The organism is Lysobacter sp. SCRH-1R, assembly GCF_057747855.1.
Window position 1 is genome coordinate 2,003,615 of record NZ_CM173227.1, and the last position, 22,559, is coordinate 2,026,173.

Here is a 22,559-nt window from a genome sequence, read left to right on the forward strand (position 1 = left end):
CGCCATGTCCAGCACGATCGCCCGCTCTTTCATCACCGCGCACCGCCTGCGTACCGCATCGCGCGTGGGCGCGGCGGTGCTGGGCGGCTACGGCTTCGCCTGGGGCGTGGTGGCGCTCACCACCTGCCTGCTGTTCGCGGCGGGACTCGGCTTCCACGACGCGGAATTCCTCGGCGCCCTTACGGGCCTGCTGGCGTACCTGGTCGTGTTCCTGTGGGCCATCGCCGCGCGACGGCTGGCGGTGGTGTGGGCGGTGCTCGCGGGCAGCGGTGCGCTGATGACCGGCGCGGCGTCGCTGCTGCAGTCGTTGCTGGCCTGAGGAGGGCTCGATCATGCTCAACAGCTTCCGGCAATCCATGGCGTGGCTGCACACCTGGTTCGGGCTGGTGCTCGGCTTCGTGCTGATGGCCGCGTTCTTCTTCGGCGCGCTGTCGGTGTTCGATCGCGAGATCGACCGCTGGTCGATTCCCGCCACGCGCATCGAGCCGCAACCGATGCCGTCGTTCGAACAGGTGCTGCGCCCGGCGTTCGAGCGCATGCAGCCCACGCGCGAGGCCGTGGATGCGATGCGTCCGCGCGTGGACGGCGACATGCCGGCGCGCTTCGACACGGTGGAGAGCTGGAGCGCCTACACGACGCATCGCGATCCGGTGCTCGCGCTGTACGCCGGTTACGACGTGCCGAATTCGAAGGATCCGGAAGAGGCGATCTGGGCCTACGGCACCATCGATCCGCGCGATGGCCGCGTATTGCCGGACGACCAGCTGAAGATCGGCAGCGGGTTCTTCTATCCGATGCACTACAGCCTGACCCTGGACTGGAAGAACCTGGGCTTCTGGATCGTCGGGCTCTCCGCGCTGGTGATGCTCGCCGCGCTGGTGAGCGGCGTGGTGATGCATCGCAAGCTGTTCCGCGAGTTCTTCACCTTCCGCCCGGGCAAGGCGCGCCTGCGCAGCGTGCTCGACCTGCACAACCTCACCGGCGTGGTCGCGCTGCCGTTCCATTTCTTCTTCGCCTTCACGGGGCTGGTGATCTTCGCCGCCACCTATTACTTCCCGGTGGGCCACACCCAGCTGCACACGCTGCACGACCTGCACGCGCAGGTGGAAGCGCGGGAAACCGGCCTGCCGCACCAACGCGCCGGCGTGCCGGCCGGGCTGGCGTCGGTGGACGGGATGGTCGCGCAGGCGCAGCGCCGCTGGGAGGCGAAGGGCAAGGCGGGCGAGGTCGGCTTCCTGGTGCTGATGCACGTGGGCGACGCGAACGGCTATGTCAGCGTGTATCGCGCCGGCACCGACCGCATCGCGCTGGTCGGCGACGGCATCCACTTCAAGGCGTCCACGGGCGAGCTGATCCGCGAGGATCCACCGGCGACGTCGGTGGGCCGCGTCAGCGAGTTCCTCACCGGCCTGCACCTGCAGCACTTCCGCCACTGGCTGCTGCGTTGGCTGTACGTGTTCGGCGGACTGGCCGGCGCGGTATGCATCGCCACCGGGTTCGTGTTCTTCGTCGAGAAACGCAAGCGCCAGCACGCGCAGCAGGGCAGCCAGGGCGCGCGCATCGTCGATGCACTGGCCGTGACCACGGTGACCGGCATGGTGCTGGCGGCGCTGGGCATCCTCGTCGCCAACCGGTTGCTGCCCGAAGCGATGCCGGGCCGCGGCGACTGGGAGCGCTACGCCTTCTGGGGCACGTGGGCGCTCGCCTTCGTGCATGCGGGGTGGCGCAGCGCGCCGGTCGCGCAGGGCAGGGCGAATCCCGCGTGGCGCGAGCAGTGCATCGCGATCGCGGTGCTGGCGGTCGCCGCCGTCGCGTTGAACTGGATCACCACCGGCGACCATCTGCTCAAGACGCTGTCGGCCGGCTACTGGCCGGTGGCCGGGGTGGACCTGTTCCTGCTGTCCGGCGCCACCGTCGCGGCGCTCGCGTGGCGCGCGTTGTCGAAGCGTGCGTCGGTGGCGCGGTCGGGCGTCGTCGCAACGGAGCCCGCGCATGTCTGAGTCGTTGTTGTCCGCGTGGCTGCTGTCGGCCGCGATGCTGGCGAACCTCGCCGGCATGGGCTGGCTGGCGCTTTCCATGCCCGTGCATGCGCAGCAGGTGTGGGGGGGTGTTCCTTCGGCCGGAATCGCGCGCATGTTGCGATGGATGGGCGCCGTCGGCCTGCTCGTTGCGCTCGCGCTGTGCCTGGCCGTCGATCACGCATCGATGGCGTCGCTGGTGTGGGTGATGACGCTGGCGGCGTCGGCGGTCGCCACCGCCTTCCTCCTGTCGTGGCAACCGCGATGGCTGCGCGCGTTGGCGCCGTGGGTTCGCGCAGGGCAGGTGAGCCGGACGAACGCCGCAGGCACGTTGCCGCCCGGCTGAGCCGCGGGCTCACTCCAGCCGCACGTCGAGTCCCAGCGCCTCGGCGATCGTGATCGTCTGGTCGATCGTGATGATCGCGTTCCGGATGCTGTTGTTCGCGGGATCGAGCGCGCTGAGGTCGCTGCCCCGCAGGTCGCTGCCGGAAAAATCGGCGCCGTGGAGCCATGCTCCCGAGAGATCCGAATGCCGTAGCGATGCGCCCTGGCAGTGCGCGCCGGTCAGGTCCGCTTCCCTCAATCGCGTCCGCAGGAAAGTGGCGCGGCGCAGATCCGCGCCCGGCAAGCCGACGAAAGCCCAGTCGCAGTCGGTCACCTCCATCTGGTCGAACTGGCATCCGTCGAACATGCTCCCCAGCAGCTTGCAGCCGGTGAACCGGCTGTCGAAGAAGTTGCACGAGACGAACGTGCAGTTCACGAAGGCGGCGCCGGAATGGGTCGATGCGTTGAATCGTGCGCGACGAAACGTGCATTCGTGGAACGATGCGCCGATCGCCTCGCCCTCGGTGAAATCCAGGTCCCGGAAGAGCGTGCTGCGGAACTGTTCGCGCTGGAGCGTGCGGCCATACCAGTCGGCGGAGGCGATGGTGGTCTGCGTGCCGGCGGCCGGCTCTCCATACCTGCGTTCGGCCATCGGCGTGTCCGAGTGTTTGAGGGTCCGCATTGTAGGGCGCGATCCGTTCGGTTGACGCGCCGCTTTTTATGTAACATCATTTGTTACATGAAAAGAGACAGCCGACTTTCCGCCGTCCTCCACGCGCTGCTGCACATGAACGAGCGCGGCGCACCGATGACGTCCGAAGCACTCGCGCAGTGCCTCGGCACCAACCCCGTCGTGGTCAGGCGCACGATGGGGCTGTTGCGCGAAACGGGCCTGGTGGCCGCCGATCGCGGCCATTCGGGCGGTTGGCGGATCGTCGCCGACCTGTCCTCGGTCAACCTGCGGCAACTGCACGAAGCGCTCGGCGAGCCCGCGCTGTTCGCCATCGGCAACCGCAACGAACATCCCGAGTGCCTGGTCGAGCAGGCGGTCAATGCCGCGCTCGACGATGCCTTCGAACAGGCCGAGGCGCTGCTCCTGGAGAAATTCGAATCCGTCACGCTGGCCGAACTGGCCGCCGATTTCGCGCGCAGGCGCAACCGTTCATCCCGGAGGAAGGCATGAAGCACGACGTCATCGTCATTGGAGGCAGCTACGCGGGCATGGCCGCGGCGTTGCAACTGGTCCGGGCGCGCCGCAGCGTCCTGGTGGTCGACGGCGGGCGACGGCGCAATCGCGCGGCGTCGCATTCGCACGGTTTCCTCGGGCAGGACGGCGTGGATCCCGCGCAGATCGCCCGCACCGCACGCACCCAGCTGGAAGCCTATCCGACGCTGTCCTGGCACGACGGCGACGTGATCGAGGCGTCGGGCGAGAAGGATGCGTTCTCCGTGACACTCGGCGATGGCGCGCAGTACCACGCGCGACGGTTGCTGCTCGCCACCGGCGTGTCCGACACGTTGCCCGACATCGAGGGCCTGTCCGAGCGCTGGGGCACGAGCGCGTTCCACTGCCCGTATTGCCATGGATACGAAATGCAGCGCGGCGAGGTCGGCGTCATCGCGTCGGGGCCGATGTCGATCCACCAGGCGCAGATGCTGCCGGAGTGGGGAAAGGTGACGTTCCTTCTCAACGGAATGCTGGAACTGGACGCCGACATGGCGAACGATCTGGCAAGCCGTGGTGTCCGAGTCGAGTCGACGGCCATCGCGCGCATCGAAGGACACGCCGACGTGGTGCTCGCCGATGACCGGCGGTTGTCCTTCGCCGGATTGTTCACCACGCCGCGCAACGCACCGGCCTCGCCGATCGGCGAACAGCTCGGTTGCGCGCTGGCGGAAACGCCGATGGGCATCCAGATCGGCACCGCCGACACGAAGGAAAGCAGCGTGCCCGGCGTGTTCGCCTGCGGCGACGTGGCGCGCATGCCGCATTCGGTGTCGCTCGCCGTCGGCGATGGTGCGTGGGCCGGCGCGCAGCTGCACCGGTCGCTGATCCTGCCGGCGATCTGATTCCGGCGCGGTGGCCCGCGCTCGCGCATTTCCGCGAGCGCGACGCCGGTCAACGCACGATCGTCACCGGCAGCGTGCCGCGCGCGATGACCTTGGTCGACACCGAACCCAGGAACATCCCGCGCAGCGGGCCGTCGCCGTGCGAACCCATCACGATCTGGTCCACGCGTCGCTTCTTCGCGATCTCCAGGATCGTGGAGGCGACATCGCCCACGCGTAGTTCCTCGTCGAACGCGAGCTTGGCGCGCGCGAGCGTGCGCCTGGCATCGCGCGTCATGATCTTCGCGTTCTCGGCGTGGAACTGCTCCACCGCCCTGGCGCCCATGGTCACCGCGACGCGCTGCAGCAGCGGCAGGTCGACGTTCACCAGCACGATGCGCGGCGGCCTGGCGAGCTGTCGCGCGAGGTTCACCACGTACTTCACGGCACGCGAGCTGACGTCGCTGCCGTCCACCGCCAACAGGATGTGCATGGTCGGGGCTCCTTGAACTATGGCCGGGCGGATGTGCGCTTCAGATGTCGAGGACCTTTGCATTCGGCGGGGTTATCTGATCGAAGAAACGTGAAGGGAACGTGAGAAGGAGACGACAGACGCCCCGTCACTCGCAGCGGAATTCCAGCGAACGCGCGAATCAGTGCGACGAAACGTACCGCGCATCCGCCGGTCGCGGCGGCATGGCGAAGCTCTCGCGCATGCGTCGCGCCTCGCGTGCGGGCGTGAGTCCGAACAGTCGCTTGAACTCGCGGTTGAACTGCGACGTGCTCTCGAACCCCACCGCATGGCACGCCGCGGCGGCCGTCATTCCTTCCTGGGTCATGAGCAGGCGCGCCTGGTGGAGGCGCGTGGATTTGAGGTACTGCATGGGCGAGGTGCAGGTCACGGCCTTGAAGTGGCTGTGGAACGACGGCGCGCTCATGCCGGCTTCGGCGGCCAGTTGCGCGACGCTCAACGGCTGGTCGTACGCGGCATGGATGCGTTGCAGCGCCCTGGCGATGTTTCCGAAGCGCCCTTCCATGGCCAGTGCCGCGCGAAGATTCGGGCCTTGCGGCCCCGTCAGGATGCGGTAGTACACCTCGCGCAGGAGTTGCGGCCCGAGGATTCCGGCTTCGACGGGATCGGCCAGGCTTTGCAGCAGGCGCAGCACCGACAGATGCATCGCGTCGTCCATCGGACTGGACATCATGCTGCGCGGCTCGGCTTCGTTCGCGCGCCGGCCGTGCCGGTCGATGGACAGCGCGAGTTCGGCCGCCAGCGGGAATTCCAGATGCAGGTACAGCGCGAGCAGCGGCTCCTGCTCGGTGGCATCGGTCTCCATGGTGAAGGGCACGGGAACGGACACGGCGAGGTACTGGTTCGCGTCGTACACGAAGGTGCGCTGGCCGAAGTATCCGCGCTTGCGGCCCTGGCACACGATCACGATGCCGGGGTCGTAGAGGACGGGCGTGCGGGCGAGGGGACGATTGGATCGCAGCAGTCGCAGGCTCGGGAGCGCCGTCAGGTTGTAGCCCTCGTCCGGCGCCAGTGCGAGGACCCGCGGCGCAAGGGGGGCGAGCCCGGACGATCGGGCGGGGCGGTGGGGGCGGCTCATAGGAATGGGCAATAACGGGAGGCTTTCGCGCCTTATCCGGGCGGGCTGGCCTGCGTATTGTGCACCCGACCCTTCAACGGAGCCGAACGATGGCGAATCCGAAACACCTCCTCATCACCGGCGTCAGCAGCGGCTTCGGCCGCGCACTCGCGCGCGAAGCGCTGGCGACCGGCCACCACGTGGTGGGAACCGTGCGCGATGCGGCATCGGCCGAAGCGTTCCAGGCGCTGGCGCCCGGGCGGGCGCACGCGCGACTGCTCGACGTCATCGATCACGACGCCATCGAACCGCTGGTGCGCGGGATTGAAGCAACGATCGGTCCGATCGACGTGCTGGTGAACAACGCCGGCTACGGCCACGAAGGCGTGATGGAGGAATCGCCGCTGCCGCAGATGCGCCGGCAGTTCGACGTCAACGTGTTCGGCGCGGCGGCGATGATGAAGGCGGTGCTGCCGCACATGCGCGCGCGGCGTTCCGGCCGCATCCTCAACATCACCTCGATGGGCGGCTTCATCACGATGCCGGGCATCGCCTATTACTGCGGAAGCAAGTTCGCGCTCGAAGGCATCAGCGAGGCGCTCGGCAAGGAGGTGCGGCATCTGGGCATCCACGTGACCGCCGTGGCCCCCGGCTCTTTCCGCACGGACTGGGCGGGGCGTTCGATGGTGCGCAGCCCGCGTTCGATCGGCGATTACGACGTGGTGTTCGATCCGGTTCGTCAACGACGGATGGAGGTCAGCGGGAAGCAGCTGGGCAATCCGGAAAAGGCGGCGAAGGCGATGCTCGAGATCATCGAAAGCGACGATCCGCCATCGCATCTGGTGCTGGGCAGCGATGCGCTGGCGTTGATCCGGACGAAGATCGCGGATCTGCAGGAGGAGTTGTCCCGGTGGGAAGCCCTGACGCGATCGACGGATGGCTGAAGGAGCCTCCGGGAAACAACGGAAAGACGCGTTTGTAGCCCGGGTAAGCGAAGCGCACCCGGGGGCTTTTCGCGTGAGGGACGCCGGGCGTTCCCCGGGTGCGGCCTTCGGCCTTACCCGGGCTACAAGGGCAGCTACACATGCAGCGCGGGAAGCCCGCGATTATTTATGCAGAATTTACGCATACCCCGCATAACGAAATAGAGGTTTTACCTCGACGAGTCCGAGAATTTCGCCGTGGCCGGAGATGGCCTCGTCGACTCAAGCAGGGGTACATGAAACACACGATTTTCCGTGCGCGCGAGGTGCGCACGTATCTTCCCTTCGGCGTGCTGGCGATGGTCGGCCTGCTTTCGCTGGGCGGTCATGCCGGTGCGGCGGAGTTGAGCGGAAGCGCCGCGCTGACCAGCGACTACGTCTGGCGCGGCACCACGCAGACGCAGGGCGACGCGGCGGTGCAGGCCGGTTTCAAGCTGGCGGGCGACTTCGGATTCTACGGTTCGGTGTGGGGCTCGAACGTGGAGTTCGCCCCGGACATCCACGCAAGCAGCGAACTCGACTTCACCGTCGGCTGGGCGGGGAACCTCGCCGAACACTGGGCGCTGGACGTCAACGTGCTGCGCTACCAGTACCCGTCCACGACGGTCGATCTCGACTGGACCGAACTCAACGGCACGCTCACCTACGCAGGCAACTACTGGCTGTCGCTGGGTTATTCGCCCGAAGCGCTGGGAAGCGACGACGCCGGCGTCTACACGCAGATCGGCGCGCGCTTTCCGGTCAACGACGCGTTCCGCCTCGAAGCCGCCGCCGGCCACTACTGGCTGGATGAGGTGTACGACCGGAGCTATTCGCATGCGCAACTGAGCGCGGTGTGGGCCGTGGCTGCGCCGCTGGAACTGCGGCTCACCGCGCATGCCACCGATTCCAACGCCGAAACGATCTTCGGCGACGACTTCGCCGGCGACCGCATCGAGGCGGCCGTGCAGGCGTCCTTCTGAGGAGCGACGAAATGCCTGGCTGGCTTGCCCTGGTGTGCGCCGTCGCGGTGATCCTCGCCGCGGCCTACCTGCTGTACGTGGTTCTTCGTCCCGAAGATTTCTGAGGCAACGGCCGTCATGCCGCGCGGCGGGCATCGGCGTCCTCCGGAAGCCCCGGGCGACGCCCGTTCCCGTGCGCCATGGCTTTGACGGCGAGAGAGCACAACCATGACTGAAATCCTTCTCGTATACGCCCTCGCCATCGTGTTGGGCTGGCCGCTCGGGCGGTATCTCGCGCGCGTGATGCGCGGCGATCGCAGTTGGCTGGACGCCGTGTTCGGCCCGGTCGAGCGCGTCATCTACAAAGCCATCGGCACCGATCCGCAGCGCGGCATGACCTGGCGCGGTTACGCCAGGGCGTTCGCGCTGAGCAACCTCGTGGTGGGCCTGGTGGTCTGGGTGCAGTTCATGATCCAGGCCTGGCTGCCGCTCAATCCCGACGACATCCCGAACATGCGCTGGGACACCGCGCTGCACACGATGGTGTCGTTCCTCACCAACACCAACCAGCAGCATTACTCCGGACAGGCGCAGCTGAGTTACCTGTCGCAGATGGTCGGCATCGTCGGCCTGCAGGTGGTCACGCCGATCATGGGCCTGGCGATGGTGGTGGCTACCTTGCGCGGCCTGTTCGGCGGTCGCGAGGAAATCGAACAGCGTGGTGCGAAGCCGACCGCGAACGGCCATGCGGCCTCGCGCGAGGGCGATCGCGATCTGGGCAACTACTGGGTCGACGTCACCCGTGCAGCGCTGCGATTCATGCTGCCGCTCTGCCTCGCATGGTCGCTGCTGCTGACCTGGCAGGGCGTGCCCTCGACGCTGGAAGCCGGCCCGACCATCGCGCCCGTCGATGCGTCGGTGGAGATGAAGGAGCAGAAGATCCCGCTGGGCCCGGTCGCGCCGATGGTCGCGGTCAAGCAGCTCGGTTCCAACGGTGGCGGCTGGTACGGTCCGAACAGCTCCGTGGCGCTGGAGAACCCGACGCCCTTGTCGAACCTGATCGAGGTGCTCGGCATCGTGCTGATTCCGGTCGCGATCACCTTCATGGTCGGCCCGTTCGTGCGGCGCCGGCGCCTTACCGCGATGGTGTTCGGCACGATGCTGCTGATGTCGGTCGTGTCGACCGGACTGTCGATGTGGTCGGAGGTGTACTCGCCCACGGCCAGCGATCCCGCGCTGATGGAGGGCAAGGAAGTCCGCCTGGGCGCGACGTCGTCGGCGCTGTGGTCGGCGTTGACCACGCAGGTGAACAACGGGTCGGTCAATTCGATGCACGACTCGCTGGCGCCGCTCACCGGCGGCATGTCGATGGTCAACATGCTGATCAACGCGATCTGGGGCGGCATCGGCTGCGGCCTGCAGCAGTTCCTCGTGTACCTGCTGCTGAGCGTGTTCCTCGCCGGCCTCATGACCGGGCGCACCCCTGAACTGTTCGGCCGCAAGATCGAAGCGCCGGAAGTGCGGCTGCTGGCCCTGCTGATCCTGCTGCAGCCCGTCGTGCTGCTGGGCTTCACCGCGGTGACGCTGGCGATTCCGTCGATCACCGGCAACTCCAATCCCGGCTTCCATGGCATCAGCCAGGTGTTCTACGAGTACGCGTCGGCCTTCGCCAACAACGGGTCCGGTTTCGAAGGCCTGGGCGATGCGACGTACTGGTGGAACCTGAGCTGTGCGGCGGTGCTGGCGCTGGGCCGCTTCCCCGCGCTGATCGTGCCGCTCGCCGTGGCCGGCCTGATGGCGCGCAAGCGCGTGGCGCCGGAGAGCGGCGGCACGCTGCACGTGGAGACGCCGACTTTCGCCGTGACGCTGGTGGCCGTGGTCGTGATCCTGACCGTGCTGCAGTTCATGCCGGCGCTGGTCATGGGACCGATCGCCGATCACCTGACTTTCTACAGCGCCGCTGCGGCGGCGCCGTGAGGTAGCAAACGTGACTGACATTACACAGACCCATCTGGGCTACGCCCGCCGCCAGGCCGTGGCCGGGCTCGATGCGACGGCACTGCGTGCCGCGCTGGTCGACGCCTTCCGCAAGCTGTCGCCGCGCCAGGCGTTGAAGAGCCCCGTGATCGCCATCGTGCTGCTCGGCACGCTGCTGTCGGCGCTGATCACCGTCGCGGTGCCCGGCAACGTCGCCTTCGGTGCGGCGGTGACCGCGATCCTGTTCGTGACCGTGCTGTTCGCGAACTTCGCCGAGGCCATCGCGGAAGCGCGCGGCCGTGGACAGGCGGCTTCGCTGCGCGCCGCGCGACGCGACCTGGTGGCGCGCCGGCTCGGCGGCCGCACCCGCGTCGCCGGGGAAACCCGCGTCGCGGCGGCGAGCCTGAGGCCGGGCGACCACGTCATCGTCTCGGCCGGCGAGTTCGTGCCCGCCGACGGCGAGATCGTCGAAGGCGTGGCGACCATCAACGAGGCGGCCGTCACCGGCGAATCGGCGCCGGTGCTGCGCGAGGCCGGTACCGATCGTTCCGGCGTGATCGGCGGCACCAAGGTGCTGTCCGACGAGATCATCGTGCAGGTCAGCGCCGAGCCCGGACACAGCTTCCTCGATCGCATGATCGCGCTGGTGGAAGGCGCGAACCGGCAGAAGACGCCGAACGAGATCGCGCTGACCATGCTGCTGGCGGCGATGACGCTGACGTTCCTCGTCGTCTGCGCGACGCTGCCGGCGCTGGCCGGCTTCGTCGGCGCGAAGCTCGATCCGCTGTTGCTGATCGCGTTGCTGGTGTGCCTGATCCCCACGACCATCAGCGGCCTGCTGCCCGCCATCGGCATCGCCGGCATGAACCGCGCGTTGGCCGCCAACGTGCTGGCGAAGTCGGGCAAGGCCGTGGAAATCGCCGGCGACGTCGATGTGCTGTTGCTGGACAAGACCGGCACCATCACCCACGGCGATCGCCAGGCGACGGCGTTCCATCCGCTCGCCGGCATCGACATGTCCCGACTGCGCGAAGCCGCGCTGCTGTCGTCGCTGGCCGATCCGACGCCGGAAGGCAAGTCGATCGTGAAGCTGGCGCGCGAGCAGGGCACGGCGTTGCAGGATCCGGAGGGCGCGCACTACGTGCAGTTCAGTGCGCAGACGCGCATGTCCGGCGTCGACCTGCGTGGTGCCGACGTGGACGGCGGCGTGCGCTCGATCCGCAAGGGCGCGGGCGACGCGATCGAGCGGCACGTGGCCGCACAGGGCGGGCTCGTGCCGGCGGAACTGAAGGCGCGCATCGAGCAGGTCGCGCGCGTCGGCGCCACGCCGCTGGTGGTCAGCGAAGGACGGCACGTGCTCGGCGTCATCGAACTCAGCGACGTGGTCAAGCACGGCGTCAAGGAGCGCTTCGCTCGGTTGCGCGCCATGGGCATCAAGACCGTGATGATCACCGGCGACAACCCGCTGACCGCCGCCGCGATCGCCGCGGAAGCCGGCGTGGACGACTACATCGCGCAAGCGCGCCCGGAGGACAAGCTGGCGCGCATCCGCGCCGAGCAGGCCGGTGGCCGCCTGATCGCGATGGTCGGCGACGGAACCAACGACGCTCCCGCGCTGGCGCAGGCGGACGTCGGCCTCGCGATGAATTCGGGCACGCAGGCCGCCAAGGAAGCCGGGAACATGGTCGACCTCGACAGCGATCCGGCGAAGCTGCTGGCGGTCGTCGAGGTCGGCAAGCAGCAGCTGATCACGCGCGGTGCGCTCACCACGTTCTCGCTCGCCAACGACGTGTCCAAGTACTTCGCGATCCTGCCGGCGCTGTTCGCCGCCGCGATTCCGCAGATGGCCGCGCTCGACGTCATGCATCTGTCGAGCCCGCGCAATGCGGTGCTTGCGGCGCTGGTCTTCAACGCGCTGATCATTCCCGCGCTGATCCCGCTCGCGTTGAAGGGCGTGCGCTTCAGGCCCGCCAGCTCGGTCGCGCTGCTGCGCCGGAACATGCTGGTGTATGGCGTCGGCGGCGTGCTGCTGCCTTTCGTCGGCATCAAGCTGATCGACCTCGTCCTCGTTGCCCTGGGTGTCTGACATGAACGTTTCCGCATTGCACACGAACGCCACGGCACCGACCGTCGAGCTGGAGGACCGGACCACGCTGCGCGCGAGCCTGGTGTTGACGGTGGTGGTCCTGGCCGGCTTCGGCTTCCTGTACTCGCTGTGCGCCGCCGCGCTGGGCCGCGTGGTGTTCCCGCACCAGGCCACCGGCAGCCTGGTGGTCGTCGACGGCCGGGCACGCGGCTCGGAATGGGTACCGCAGCCGTTCGCCGATGCGCGCTATTTCCATTCGCGCCCGTCGGCCGCGAACTACGATCCGATGGCGGCGGCCGGCAGCAATCTGGCGCGTAGCAATCCGGACCTGCGCACGCGCATGGACGAACTGCGGCAGGAGGTCGCACGGCGTGAAGGCATCGCACCGGCACGGGTGCCGGCCGAACTGGTCACGCAGTCCGGCGGCGGCATGGACCCGCACCTGTCGCCGGCGGGCGTGCAGGTGCAGGTCGCCCGTGTGGCCGGAGCGCGCGGCCTCGACGTCGCGACGGTGGAGCGACTGGTGAGCGCCAACACGGAAGAGCCGCAGTTCGGCGTCCTGGGCGCGCCGCGCGTGAATGTGCTCAAGCTCAACCTGGCGCTGGATGCGCTGGAGGAGTAGGCGAGGGCGCATGGCGTTTCCAGCCCCTGCGCCGCTTCCGCCGACGGTCGTCTAAAGTGGGCGGCCGGCCTTTCGTCGTACGTTCGGGCGCCACGCGCATGCGTGGCGCCTTCCAGGTGAAGACATGACCAATCGCAGCGCCGCGCAACGTGGGGAGCAGGCCGACGCCCTGATCGGCGAACTGCAACGCCAGGGCGCGGGACGGCTCACCATTTTCCTCGGCGCCGCGCCGGGCGTGGGCAAGACCTACACGATGCTCAGTCGCGCGCGGGAATTGCAACGGCGGGGCCTCGACGTGGTGGTCGGCATCGCCGAAACGCATGGCCGCAGCGAGACCGCCGCGCTGCTGGATGGACTCGAAGTGCTTCCGCGCCGGCGCATCGAGTACCACGGCCGATCGTTGGACGAACTGGATCTCGACGCGCTGCTGGAACGCAGACCGAAGCTGGCGCTCGTCGACGAACTCGCGCACCGCAACGTGCCCGGCAGCCGCCACGAGCGCCGGTGGCAGGACGTGATCGAACTGCTCGATGCCGGCATCGACGTCTACTCGACCATCAACATCCAGCACCTGGAGAGCCTCAACGACGTCGTGCACCGGATCACCGGCGTCCGCGTCAACGAGACCGTGCCCGACGCGGTGTTCGACCGCCTGCGCGACATCGTCCTCGTGGATCTTCCGCCGCGCGAACTGATCGAGCGGCTGCAGCAGGGCAAGGTCTATGTGCCCGAACAGGCGGCGCACGCGTTGCAGGCGTTCTTCTCGCCCAGCAACCTGACCGCGCTGCGCGAACTGGCGATGCAGACGGCGGCCGATCGCGTCGACAGCGACCTTCGCGAGGCGCAGGCGGCGCGCGGCCTGCCGGGCGTCCCGCTGCGGCGCGGGGTCATGGTCGCGATCGACGGCATGGGGCAGTCGGAGTACCTGGTGCGCGTCGCGCGCCGCCTGGCGGAGCGTCGCGACGCACCGTGGAGCGTGGTCACCGTCCAGTCCGCGATCCCGACCGAGGCGCAGCAACTCGAGCTCGAACGCGCCTTCGCGTTGGCGCGGCGCCTCGGCGGCGATGCGCTGGTGCTGCATGGGAACAGCATCGTGGACGCGCTGCTCGACCAGGCCGCGCGGGCCGGCGTTAGCACCATCGTGCTCGGCCGCACGCGCGAGCGGCCCTTCGCGCGCATGTTCAACCGCACGCTGACGCAGCAGCTGCTGCAACGCGGCGCGCATTACGAGCTCACCATCATCAGCACGCCGGAAGCGCGTGCGCGATCGCGGCGTTCGTGGCGCACGCTGAAGGGGCACCTCAGCCGGAACGACGCGCTGCTCGCGTTCGCATCGGCGACCCTCGCCACGGCCATCGCCTGGCTGGCGGAGCGGTGGCTGGACCTGGACGACCTCTCGCTGATCTTCATCGTGGCGGTCGTCCTGGTGGCGGCACGAACGCGGATGGCGGCCGCCGTCATCGCCGCCGCGCTGTGCTTCCTGGCCTACAACTTCTTCTTCATCGAACCGCGCTTCACGTTGATGATCGGTGCCCGCCAGGGCGTGACGACCGTGATCCTGTTCCTCGTCGCGGCGCTGGTGGCGGGACGGCTTGCATCGAAGCTGCGCATGCAGGTCGTGGCGCTTCGCGCGGCCAACGCGCAGGCGACCGCCTTGCAGACCCTCGGAAGGCAGCTGTCCGCCGCGGCGGATCTCGGCCAGGTGTTGCAGGCGGGCCGCGCCGCGCTGCGTCGCGCGTTCGACGTCGAGGTGATGCTGCAGGTCGGCGAGCAGACCGAACATGCCTCCAGCCTCGGCGAGAAGGATCGCGCCGCCGCGGATTGGGCGATGCGTCATCGGCAGCCGTCGGGCCGCTTCACCGACACGCTGGCCGGCGCGGACTGGTGGTTCATGCCGCTGGCGCTGGGCGAACGGCAGGCCGGTGTGATGGGCCTGCGTTTCCCGCCGCAGGTGCACCGCCTCGGTGCGGAGCAGCGACGACTCGCCGAAGCCATGGCCGACGACATCGCGCAGGCGGCGGTCCGCGCGCGACTGGTCGCGGATCTCGAGAACGCGCGCGTGAGCAACGAGACCGAGCGCCTGCGTTCGGCGCTGCTGTCGTCGGTCTCGCACGACCTGCGTTCGCCGCTGGCGTCGATCATCGGTTCCGCGAGCAGCCTGGATCATTACGGCGACGCGATGCCCGCGCGGGATCGGCACGAGCTCCTCGAAACCATCCGCATCGAAGGAGAACGGCTGGACCGCTACATCCAGAACCTGCTGGACATGACGCGCCTGGGGCATGGCGGCCTGACGCTCAAGCGCGACTGGATCGGCGTGGACGAACTGATCGGCTCCGCGGTGACGCGCCTGCAACGTTACGAACCGCAGGCGGGTTTCAGGATATCGGTCGAGCCGGACATGCCGCCGATCTGGGTGCATCCGGCGCTCGTCGAGCAGGCGCTGTTCAACGTGCTGGAGAACGCGGCGAAGTTCTCGCCACCCGGCGTGCCCATCGAGGTGGACGCGCGAACGGTCGACGGCAACCTGCGGCTCGACGTGCGCGATCGCGGCCCCGGGATCCCCGACGACGAACGCCGCCGCATCTTCGACATGTTCTACAGCGTCGAGAACGGCGATCGCGGGCGCAAGGGCACGGGCTTGGGGCTGGCGATCACGCAGGGTATGGTGGGCGCGCACGGGGGAGGGGTGGAAGCCTTGCCCGGCCCCGACGGACGCGGGACGACGATCCGCATCACCCTGCCTCGACTCGAACCCTGACCACGCGCGCCATGCGGAACTCCAGCGCATCTCCCCGCATCCTCGTCATCGACGACGAGCCGCAGATCCGCCGGTTCCTGGACATCAGCCTGCGCGCGCAGGGCTACGAGGTGATCGCCGCCGGCACCGGCCAGTCGGGGCTGGAAGCCCTGGCGACGCAGGGCGCGGATCTGGTGATCCTCGACCTCGGGCTGCCGGATCGCGATGGCCAGGACGTGCTGCGCGACCTCCGGGAATGGTCGTCCGTGCCGGTGATCCTGCTCACGGTGCGATCGGACGAGACCGCGAAAGTCGCCGGACTCGACGGCGGCGCCAACGATTACGTGACCAAGCCCTTCGGCGCGCAGGAACTGATGGCGCGCGTGCGCGCCCTGCTGCGCACGCACGCGGTGAACATGGAATCGCCCGCGCCGGTGTACGACGACGGGTTCCTGCATGTCGACCTGGTGCGGCGCGAAGTCCATGTCGAGGGGCAGGCGGTGGTGCTCACGAGGAAGGAATTCGCGCTGCTGTCGCTGCTGCTGCGCCATGCCGACCGCGTGGTGACGCAGCCCCACATCCTGCGCGAACTCTGGGGCCCGACCCACGAGGAGGACACGCATTACCTCCGCATCCTGGTCGGCAAGCTGCGCGGCAAGCTGCATGAGGATGCGGCGCACGTCAGGTACATCGCGACCGATCCCGGCGTGGGCTACAAGTTCATCGGGCAGGTCTCGGGCACCGCTCCGGGCGACGGCTGAAAAAGCCCGCCGTTCTCGCACTCGCAACAGCCGAGGTAGTCCAGCGCGATCGAAAGCGCCAGCACGTACCCCTGCGCGCCGCAACCACCTCTCGCGCGTAACCGGCGCGTCACACACCCCGCGTACGCTCGGCGCCCTCCAGGGGGCGGGGCAGCACATTTGGCCGAGCAGGGGAAACGAGGGTTGGTGCACATGTTCGCCGAACAGGCGCCGGTCCTGCGCGGCTTCTTCGTGCGCCGGGGCGCGAACGACGAAGCGGAGGACCTCGTGCAGGAAACGTATCTGCGCCTGCTGCGCGCGCACCAGGCACAGGGCGAGGCGATCGGCAATCCCGAGGCGTACCTGTTCACCGTCGCGCTCAACCTCGCGCGCGAACAGGCCGTGCGCCGGCAACGGCCGGTGCATTCGCTGGAGGAGATGGACCACATGACGGCGCTGCTCGCCGCGGAGGACTGCGTCGAGGACGCCGCCGACCGCACGCAACGCCGCCACCGCTTGCAGGCACTGCTGGGCACGCTGCCCGAACGCACGCGCGCGGTGCTGGTCATGCAGTACCGCGACGGACTGAGCTACCGGCAGATCGCCGAACGGCTCGGTGTTTCGTCGCACATGGTGAAGAAGCACGTGGTTCGCGGGCTGTCGATCTGCCGCCAGGCGATGGCGGCCGAACGCGGGGAATGAGCATGGAACGCACCGACACGGACCCACGCATCGCGCAGGAAGCGCTGGAATGGCACGCATTGCAGCGCCAGGGCGGCCTGGACGCGGCCGGGCAGGCGCGCTTCATGGAATGGCTGGTGACCTCGCCCGGCCATCTGCGCGAATACCTCGCCGTCGGCCGCCTCGCCGCCGAACTGGCCGATGCCATGCGCGCATGGCCGCTTGACGACGAGACATCGCGCGAGCCGCCCGCCCCGGCGAAGCGGGGCAACGTCGTGACGCTTCCGCTTCCCGCATCGCGACAGGCGCTCACGCTTGCGCCGCCAGCACGCACACGGACGCCGCGCTTCGTGAGGGCGGCGGCGGTCGCGGTGATCGCCACCGTCGCGATCGGCGTCGGCCTGCGCATGGCATGGCCGCAGTCGGCCTACTACGCGAGCGCGCACGGCGAGCCGCGCCGCATCGCGCTTCCCGACGGCACCGTCGCGCACCTCAATGCCGAAAGCGCGCTGCGCGTGCGCTTCGGGCTGCTGCGTCGGCGGATCGAACTCGAACGCGGGCAGGCGAGCTTCGTCGTCGCGCAGGACCGTCGTCCGCTGTCGGTGCACGCCGCCGGTTTGCAGGTGCAGGACATCGGCACCACGTTCGACGTGGCGCTGCAACGCGAACAGGCACGCATCGGCGTGGTGGAAGGACGCGTGGTGGTCGTCGGCGACGATGGCAACGGCCGCGAACTGGCCGATCTGGGCGCGGGGCAGAGCGCGCGCGTGAGCTACCGCGACCAGACGGTGAGCGTGAGCCAGGAGGACGCCGACACGATGACCGCGTGGTGGACGCGCCGCATCGTGTTCCGGAACGAAGCGCTGCGCGATGTCGCCGACCAGTTCAATCGTCTCAACGGAACGCGCCTGGCCGTCGACGAGGACGCGGGCGCGCTGCGGCTCACCGGCAACCTGCGCGCGGACGACGTGGCGTCGATGCGCGCGTTCCTCGACCAGCAGCCCACGCTGGTGACGCACGTGTCGGCTAACGCGATCCGCGTCAGTTCGCGCGTCGCGTCGCAGGAAAACGCCGCGCGCCACTGATGCGCGACGCCATGCGCGGCGGGCGTCGCGCGATCGCACTTGGCGCAATCCCAACGTTGCAACAAAAAATTCATCGAATAAATGGTGCCCGAATCGCGCCCGGCGCCGTCGTAGTCCAGGCATGCGCATCCGGTCGCCTCCGATCGGAACGCGGATCGAATCCAACCCCACTGGACTTTTCAAGATGCGTCGAATCCTGTTCCTCTCGATCGCCCTGGCCCTGCAGACCGCGCCCGTCGTCGCGCAGGAAACCCGGGTCGCCGTCGAGGCCATCCCCGCACAACCGCTCGACCGCGCGCTCAACTCGCTGTCGCGCCAGACCGGCCTGCAGTTCATCTACCACGCGCAGACCGCCGGCGACCTGCGCACGCCGGCCATTCCCGCCGGCCTCGCACCGGAGCAGGCGCTGCGCCAGATGCTCGCGGGCACCGGCCTGCGCCATCGCTATCTCAACGATGCGACGGTGACGATCGAAGCCGACGCCGCATCCGGCGCCGCGCCCGCCGCGGCACCGTCCGCACCGTCGAACACGACCGCACCGGCGACGCCGGCGCCGCCGCAGGCAGAATCGCAGGTGATGGAACTGGAAGGCATCGAAGTCGTCGGTACCTACAGCCGCAGCCTGGAGCAGGCGGTGGACCTGAAGCGCTGGAACATCGGCTTCTCCGATTCCATCGTCGCCACCGACGTGGCTGACTTTCCCGAGCAGAACCTCGCCGAGGCGCTGCAGCGCATGCCCGGCGTGAGCATCGAACGCAACAAGGGCCTGGGCACCCGCGTCAGCGTGCGCGGCCTGCCGGCGGACTACACGCAGGTGTCGATCAACGACCTGGCGACGGCGTCGGGCAGCGGCGGGCGCGACGTCGAGTTCGACATCTTCGCGTCCGAGATCATCCAGCAGGTCACGGTGCAGAAGTCCCCGACCGCCGCCGACGAGGAGGGCGGCATCGCCGGCAACGTGGAGATCTCCACCGCGCGTCCGTTCGACTACAGCGACCGTCGCCTGGTGCTGTCGGCCGAGGGCGCGCACAACTCCATTTCCGAGGAAATCGACCCGAAGTTCGCCTTCCTCGCCAGCGACACGTGGGGCGACTGGGGCGCGCTGGTCTCCTTCGCGAAGGCCAAGCGCACCAACCGCACCGACGCGACCTCGGGCATCAACTTCCGTCCGATGTCGCGCTTTCTCGGCGCATCCGGCACCCGCGGCGAGCAGGCGGAGGAAGTGATCGAGCGCGATACCGGCCGCATCATCGGCGATCGCGCCGACACCGACGAATCGAACCTGATCGTGTTCCAGGACAAGGTCGGCGATCGCGTCTACGTGAACGAGCAGGACAAGTGGGGCGCGACGGCTTCGCTGCAGTATCGCCCGAGCAACCGCTTCAGCCTGACGTTCGATGCGATGCTCGGCGGCTACGACACCACCGAGGACGAGTACGACGCCGCCGCGTATTCGGCGTCCAGCCGCAGCACGCTGGACACCATCCACGAGTACGACGCCGACACGCTTTCGCGCTACGGCATGCTGGTGCTGCGCGACGTGTCGTACACGGCGACGCAGCACGAGTTCCTGAGCAAGGAACGCATCAACGAAACCGAGTACCAGCAGTACAGCGTCGACCTGGACTGGTCCGGCGACACCTGGCGCCTGGACGCGATGGCCGGTTACTCCGGCGCGGAGAAGACGCTCGACTACGCCAACCTCAAGCACGTCGCCTACGCGCCTTCGCGCGCGCGCTGGACCGGCCGCAGCGGCGAGACCATTCCGAGCGCGGCATCCGGCAGCTTCGACATGTACGACTCGCCGGAAAGCTACCTGTTCGAGGCGTACGAGACCACGCTGGAGAAGATCACCGACGACAAGTACGCCGCGCAGGTCGACTACAACAAGACGCTCGATCTCGCCTTCGCCCCGGCGCTGCGCAGCGTGCAGTTCGGCGCGCGTTACACCGACAAATCGAAGGAACGCAGCTACGGCGAGCTGAAGATCACCGGCCCGGAAGCCGGCAGCACCGAGTGGGTGAACACGCGCACGCTCGCCGACAGCCCGCTGCAGTGGATCGGCGACATCGTGCCGGGCGGCGGCTACAGCGTGAAGGACCTGGCGTGGCAGCAGGTCTCCAACGAGTACGCACGCGACGCGTTCCGCTACGCCGGCTTCAGCACGCCGTTCGACGACGGCCAGTATTACCGCGTGGACGAGGAAGTCACCGCGCTCTACGCGATGGCCGACTTCGCGTTCGACATCGGCCACGTGCCGGTGAACATCAACGCCGGCGCGCGCTACGTCGACACCTCGGTGCTGTCCTTCGGCTACCACCCGGTGCAGAACGCCGACGGCAGCACCGGCTACACCGACGCGCCGGTCTCGCAGAAGGGCAGCTACGACGACGTGCTGCCGAGCTTCAACCTGACCGCCGAACTGACGCAGGACCTGCTGCTGCGCGCCGCCGCGTCGGAAACGATGATGCGTCCGGCGCTCACCGACGTGGCGTACAAGCGCACTGCGAGCTGGAGCTCGTTCCGCTTCACCGACGGCAATCCGAACCTGCAGCCGACCTACGCGAAGCAGTGGGAAATCGGCCTGGAGAAGTACTTCGACAACGGCGGCCTGCTGGCCGGTTCGTACTTCCGCAAGAAGATCGACGGCGTGGTGATCAACGCCTTCACCGGCATCGTGCCGGACGTCGCGGTGTACAACGCCAACGGCACGCTCAACGGCATCTACGATTTCGACGTGTACCAGCCGGTCAACGCCGACGGTTCGTACGAGGTCGACGGCGTGGAGCTGAACGCGCAGGTGCCGTTCAGCGCGTTCCATCCGTCGCTCGAAGGCTTCGGCGTGGCGGCGAACTACACCTGGCTGGACAGCTCGCTGGCGGGCGAATCGAGCCTTGGCATCCTCACCCCGATGCCCGGCCTGGCGGAGAAGACGTACAACGTGACCTTCTACTACGACAACGACCGCTTCGACGCGCGCGTGTCGTACAACCACAAGGGCGAGTACGTCGAGTCGATCGGCTACGACATGTACCCGATCTGGCGCGATGCCTACGGCCAGGTGGATTTCTCCATCGGCTACCGCATCAACGACCACCTGAAGATCAGCCTCAAGGGCATCAACATGACCAACGAGGCGACCACGGGTTACACGATGGATCCGTCGTTCCCGACGATGTACGAGATGTCCGGTCGCCGCATCAGCCTGGGCCTTCGCGCGGACTTCTGACCGCGCCGCATGCGGGCGGCGTGCGGCGCCGCCCGCGATTCAGGCGCGCCGGTGGCGTAATGTCACCGGCGACGCCGTCCTTCCCACGATCCGCTCCGCCGGATCCACCGACACCGGACCTGCCATGCGTCTTTCCTGCCTGCTGCCCGTCGCGGCGCTGCTGTGCGTTCCATTTGTTGCCCACGCGGACGGACGCATGTGGCTTGCCGGCGATCACCACGTCCACAGCGAATGGAGCGTGGACTGGAACCGTTCGACCACGCCGCCGACGCCGATCCGCGGCGGCGATTCGAAGTACACGCGCACGCGCAACGCGCAGGTCGCGTACGCGAACGGCCTGCGCTGGATGGTGCATACCGATCACGGCGGGCCGGGGCATTCGCGCGTGACGCGCGACCTCGCATGGCCCGCGCTGGAAGAGGCCCGGCGCGACGTGCCGGGATTGATCCAGTTCCACGGCATGGAGTTCGACGTGCCCGGAGGCGAGCATGCGTCGTTGATCGTCGCGCCCGGCGCGGGCGAGCGCGAGCAGCAGTTCGGGATCGAACGCGACTACAGCCGCAACGAACCGCTGGAAGACGGCTCGCGCGACAGCGGCGCGGTGATGCTCGACGCGCTCGCGCACATGCGCGCGATGTCGCCGCTGCCGCTGATGTTCATCAACCATCCCTCGCGTACGGCGAAGGGCGTGGGTCGATGGGGCAAGGTCGAACCGGCCGAACTGCGCGCGTGGCACGACGCCGCGCCGCGCGTTCTGGTCGGCATGGAAGGCGCGCCGGGACACCAGGCCACGCCGGTGAATCGCGGCCTGTACCGCAATGCCGGCGCGCCGACGTTCGGCGGCTTCGACCAGATGACCGCACAGGTCGGCGGCGTGTGGGATTCGCTGCTGGCGAGCGGGCGCCGGTTCTGGATCACCGCCACCTCCGACTCGCACGTGAACCTGCGCGACGGTGGCCGCGATTTCGATCCGGGCGAGTACAGCAGGACCTATGTCCGGGCGCGGCCGGAACCCGCCGACATCCTCGACGGGCTGCGCGAAGGTCGCGTGTTCGCGGTGACGGGCGACCTGATCGACGCGCTCGAGTTCGGCGTGGGTGCGGTGGACGATCCGGAAAACATGTCGACGATGGGCGGCACGCTGGAGACCAGGCCCGGCGCACCGTTGCGCGTGGAAGTGCGCGTACGCCAGCCGGAGCACGCCAGTGCGAAGCGTCAGCCGCCGCCGCTGCACCACGTCGACGTCATCGTCGGCGAAGCCGCTGGCGACGGCGCACCGCGCATGACCGTGCGGCGTTTCGAATCCGGCGAATGGAAGCTCGACGGTCGCTGGATGACGATGCGATGGGAGTTTCCCGCGCCGGCGAACGGCGGCTTCGTGCGCGTGCGCGGCAGCAACACCGCCGAAGCCACGCCGTCCGCCGACGTCGATGGCGAGGACCCGTGGCAGGACCTGTGGTTCTACGGCAATCCGGTGTTCCTCGCGCGGTAACGC

Annotated in this window: 20 protein-coding genes; 17 read left to right on the forward strand and 3 right to left on the reverse strand. The window is 68.4% G+C overall.

Features of this window, described 5'->3' with window-relative positions:
- Window positions 1-4 precede the first annotated feature (4 nt).
- From AC3ANK_RS08945 to AC3ANK_RS08955, 3 genes are read left to right on the forward strand one after another with little or no spacing between them, the layout of a single operon-like run.
- Window positions 5-319, forward strand: a complete 315-nt coding sequence (locus AC3ANK_RS08945; protein WP_206860478.1) for an iron uptake protein — start codon at window positions 5-7, stop codon at window positions 317-319.
- 13 nt (window positions 320-332) lie between these two features.
- Window positions 333-2,000, forward strand: coding sequence for a PepSY-associated TM helix domain-containing protein (locus AC3ANK_RS08950; RefSeq protein WP_206860479.1), 1,668 nt, complete (start codon window positions 333-335; stop codon window positions 1,998-2,000).
- Window positions 1,993-2,364, forward strand: coding sequence for a DUF3325 domain-containing protein (locus tag AC3ANK_RS08955; protein WP_484172788.1), 372 nt, complete (start codon window positions 1,993-1,995; stop codon window positions 2,362-2,364). The genes AC3ANK_RS08950 and AC3ANK_RS08955 overlap by 8 nt, the downstream gene beginning before the upstream one ends.
- Before the next feature lie 9 nt (window positions 2,365-2,373).
- On the opposite strand, the gene AC3ANK_RS08960 is transcribed toward AC3ANK_RS08955, so the two are convergent.
- Window positions 2,374-2,994: a pentapeptide repeat-containing protein gene (locus AC3ANK_RS08960; protein WP_484172789.1), complete on the reverse strand. Its 621-nt coding sequence runs from the start codon at window positions 2,992-2,994 to the stop codon at window positions 2,374-2,376.
- A gap of 87 nt (window positions 2,995-3,081) precedes the next feature.
- On the opposite strand from AC3ANK_RS08960, the gene AC3ANK_RS08965 reads away from it, so the two are divergent.
- Entirely contained in the window at window positions 3,082-3,525 is a 444-nt protein-coding gene (locus AC3ANK_RS08965) for an Rrf2 family transcriptional regulator (RefSeq protein WP_484172861.1), read from the forward strand.
- The gene (locus AC3ANK_RS08970; protein WP_206860483.1) at window positions 3,522-4,412 is read left to right on the forward strand and encodes an NAD(P)/FAD-dependent oxidoreductase; all 891 of its coding nucleotides are present in this window, start codon (window positions 3,522-3,524) and stop codon (window positions 4,410-4,412) included. Before AC3ANK_RS08965 ends, AC3ANK_RS08970 begins: the two co-directional genes overlap by 4 nt.
- A 49-nt stretch (window positions 4,413-4,461) precedes the next feature.
- On the opposite strand, the gene AC3ANK_RS08975 is transcribed toward AC3ANK_RS08970, so the two are convergent.
- Both AC3ANK_RS08975 and AC3ANK_RS08980 read right to left on the reverse strand, forming a co-directional pair.
- Window positions 4,462-4,884, reverse strand: coding sequence for a universal stress protein (locus AC3ANK_RS08975; protein WP_206860484.1), 423 nt, complete (start codon window positions 4,882-4,884; stop codon window positions 4,462-4,464).
- A 160-nt stretch (window positions 4,885-5,044) separates the two neighbouring features.
- Window positions 5,045-6,001, reverse strand: coding sequence for an AraC family transcriptional regulator (locus AC3ANK_RS08980; RefSeq protein ID WP_484172790.1), 957 nt, complete (start codon window positions 5,999-6,001; stop codon window positions 5,045-5,047).
- 89 nt (window positions 6,002-6,090) lie between these two features.
- Between AC3ANK_RS08980 and AC3ANK_RS08985 the strand changes: the two genes are divergently transcribed.
- The 12 genes from AC3ANK_RS08985 (at window position 6,091) to AC3ANK_RS09040 (ending at window position 22,556) form a co-directional block, all read left to right on the forward strand.
- A complete protein-coding gene (locus tag AC3ANK_RS08985) occupies window positions 6,091-6,924 on the forward strand; it encodes an oxidoreductase (RefSeq protein WP_484172791.1) in 834 nt (277 codons plus the stop codon).
- Between the two features lie 275 nt (window positions 6,925-7,199).
- Window positions 7,200-7,925, forward strand: a complete 726-nt coding sequence (locus AC3ANK_RS08990) for a TorF family putative porin (RefSeq protein WP_484172792.1) — start codon at window positions 7,200-7,202, stop codon at window positions 7,923-7,925.
- 11 nt (window positions 7,926-7,936) lie between these two features.
- Entirely contained in the window at window positions 7,937-8,029 is a 93-nt protein-coding gene (locus AC3ANK_RS08995) for a potassium-transporting ATPase subunit F (RefSeq protein ID WP_206860487.1), read from the forward strand.
- A gap of 103 nt (window positions 8,030-8,132) precedes the next feature.
- On the forward strand, window positions 8,133-9,881 hold the full coding sequence (gene kdpA, locus AC3ANK_RS09000) for a potassium-transporting ATPase subunit KdpA (protein WP_484172793.1): 1,749 nt from the start codon (window positions 8,133-8,135) through the stop codon (window positions 9,879-9,881).
- 19 nt (window positions 9,882-9,900) lie between these two features.
- Complete coding sequence (kdpB, locus tag AC3ANK_RS09005; RefSeq protein WP_484172862.1) at window positions 9,901-11,967, forward strand: potassium-transporting ATPase subunit KdpB; 2,067 nt, start codon at window positions 9,901-9,903, stop codon at window positions 11,965-11,967.
- Between the two features lies 1 nt (window position 11,968).
- Window positions 11,969-12,589 carry a potassium-transporting ATPase subunit KdpC gene (gene kdpC / locus AC3ANK_RS09010; RefSeq protein ID WP_484172794.1) on the forward strand — a complete coding sequence of 207 codons (621 nt, stop codon included), beginning with the start codon at window positions 11,969-11,971 and terminating at the stop codon, window positions 12,587-12,589.
- Window positions 12,590-12,713: 124 nt separating this feature from the next.
- Complete coding sequence (locus AC3ANK_RS09015) at window positions 12,714-15,350, forward strand: ATP-binding protein (protein ID WP_484172795.1); 2,637 nt, start codon at window positions 12,714-12,716, stop codon at window positions 15,348-15,350.
- Window positions 15,351-15,361: 11 nt separating this feature from the next.
- Entirely contained in the window at window positions 15,362-16,090 is a 729-nt protein-coding gene (locus tag AC3ANK_RS09020) for a response regulator (protein WP_484172796.1), read from the forward strand.
- A 192-nt stretch (window positions 16,091-16,282) separates the two neighbouring features.
- The gene (locus AC3ANK_RS09025; protein ID WP_206860492.1) at window positions 16,283-16,771 is read left to right on the forward strand and encodes an RNA polymerase sigma factor; all 489 of its coding nucleotides are present in this window, start codon (window positions 16,283-16,285) and stop codon (window positions 16,769-16,771) included.
- 2 nt (window positions 16,772-16,773) lie between these two features.
- Window positions 16,774-17,835, forward strand: a complete 1,062-nt coding sequence (locus tag AC3ANK_RS09030; protein ID WP_484172797.1) for a FecR family protein — start codon at window positions 16,774-16,776, stop codon at window positions 17,833-17,835.
- Window positions 17,836-18,019: 184 nt separating this feature from the next.
- Window positions 18,020-21,064 carry a TonB-dependent receptor gene (locus AC3ANK_RS09035; RefSeq protein ID WP_484172798.1) on the forward strand — a complete coding sequence of 1,015 codons (3,045 nt, stop codon included), beginning with the start codon at window positions 18,020-18,022 and terminating at the stop codon, window positions 21,062-21,064.
- A 124-nt stretch (window positions 21,065-21,188) separates the two neighbouring features.
- The gene (locus tag AC3ANK_RS09040) at window positions 21,189-22,556 is read left to right on the forward strand and encodes a CehA/McbA family metallohydrolase domain-containing protein (protein WP_484172799.1); all 1,368 of its coding nucleotides are present in this window, start codon (window positions 21,189-21,191) and stop codon (window positions 22,554-22,556) included.
- The last annotated feature ends 3 nt before the right edge of the window (window positions 22,557-22,559 follow it).

Excerpts from the sequence above, each read along its gene's own strand:
- AC3ANK_RS08945 (WP_206860478.1), top strand. The coding sequence starts at position 5 with ATGTCCAGCACGATCGCCCGCTCTTTCATCACCGCGCACCGCCTGCGT.
- AC3ANK_RS08950 (WP_206860479.1), top strand. The coding sequence starts at position 333 with ATGCTCAACAGCTTCCGGCAATCCATGGCGTGGCTGCACACCTGGTTC.
- AC3ANK_RS08955 (WP_484172788.1), top strand. The coding sequence starts at position 1,993 with ATGTCTGAGTCGTTGTTGTCCGCGTGGCTGCTGTCGGCCGCGATGCTG.
- AC3ANK_RS08960 (WP_484172789.1), bottom strand. The coding sequence starts at position 2,994 with ATGGCCGAACGCAGGTATGGAGAGCCGGCCGCCGGCACGCAGACCACC.
- AC3ANK_RS08965 (WP_484172861.1), top strand. The coding sequence starts at position 3,082 with ATGAAAAGAGACAGCCGACTTTCCGCCGTCCTCCACGCGCTGCTGCAC.
- AC3ANK_RS08970 (WP_206860483.1), top strand. The coding sequence starts at position 3,522 with ATGAAGCACGACGTCATCGTCATTGGAGGCAGCTACGCGGGCATGGCC.
- AC3ANK_RS08975 (WP_206860484.1), bottom strand. The coding sequence starts at position 4,884 with ATGCACATCCTGTTGGCGGTGGACGGCAGCGACGTCAGCTCGCGTGCC.
- AC3ANK_RS08980 (WP_484172790.1), bottom strand. The coding sequence starts at position 6,001 with ATGAGCCGCCCCCACCGCCCCGCCCGATCGTCCGGGCTCGCCCCCCTT.
- AC3ANK_RS08985 (WP_484172791.1), top strand. The coding sequence starts at position 6,091 with ATGGCGAATCCGAAACACCTCCTCATCACCGGCGTCAGCAGCGGCTTC.
- AC3ANK_RS08990 (WP_484172792.1), top strand. The coding sequence starts at position 7,200 with ATGAAACACACGATTTTCCGTGCGCGCGAGGTGCGCACGTATCTTCCC.
- AC3ANK_RS08995 (WP_206860487.1), top strand. The coding sequence starts at position 7,937 with ATGCCTGGCTGGCTTGCCCTGGTGTGCGCCGTCGCGGTGATCCTCGCC.
- kdpA (WP_484172793.1), top strand. The coding sequence starts at position 8,133 with ATGACTGAAATCCTTCTCGTATACGCCCTCGCCATCGTGTTGGGCTGG.
- kdpC (WP_484172794.1), top strand. The coding sequence starts at position 11,969 with ATGAACGTTTCCGCATTGCACACGAACGCCACGGCACCGACCGTCGAG.
- AC3ANK_RS09015 (WP_484172795.1), top strand. The coding sequence starts at position 12,714 with ATGACCAATCGCAGCGCCGCGCAACGTGGGGAGCAGGCCGACGCCCTG.
- AC3ANK_RS09020 (WP_484172796.1), top strand. The coding sequence starts at position 15,362 with ATGCGGAACTCCAGCGCATCTCCCCGCATCCTCGTCATCGACGACGAG.
- AC3ANK_RS09025 (WP_206860492.1), top strand. The coding sequence starts at position 16,283 with ATGTTCGCCGAACAGGCGCCGGTCCTGCGCGGCTTCTTCGTGCGCCGG.
- AC3ANK_RS09030 (WP_484172797.1), top strand. The coding sequence starts at position 16,774 with ATGGAACGCACCGACACGGACCCACGCATCGCGCAGGAAGCGCTGGAA.
- AC3ANK_RS09035 (WP_484172798.1), top strand. The coding sequence starts at position 18,020 with ATGCGTCGAATCCTGTTCCTCTCGATCGCCCTGGCCCTGCAGACCGCG.
- AC3ANK_RS09040 (WP_484172799.1), top strand. The coding sequence starts at position 21,189 with ATGCGTCTTTCCTGCCTGCTGCCCGTCGCGGCGCTGCTGTGCGTTCCA.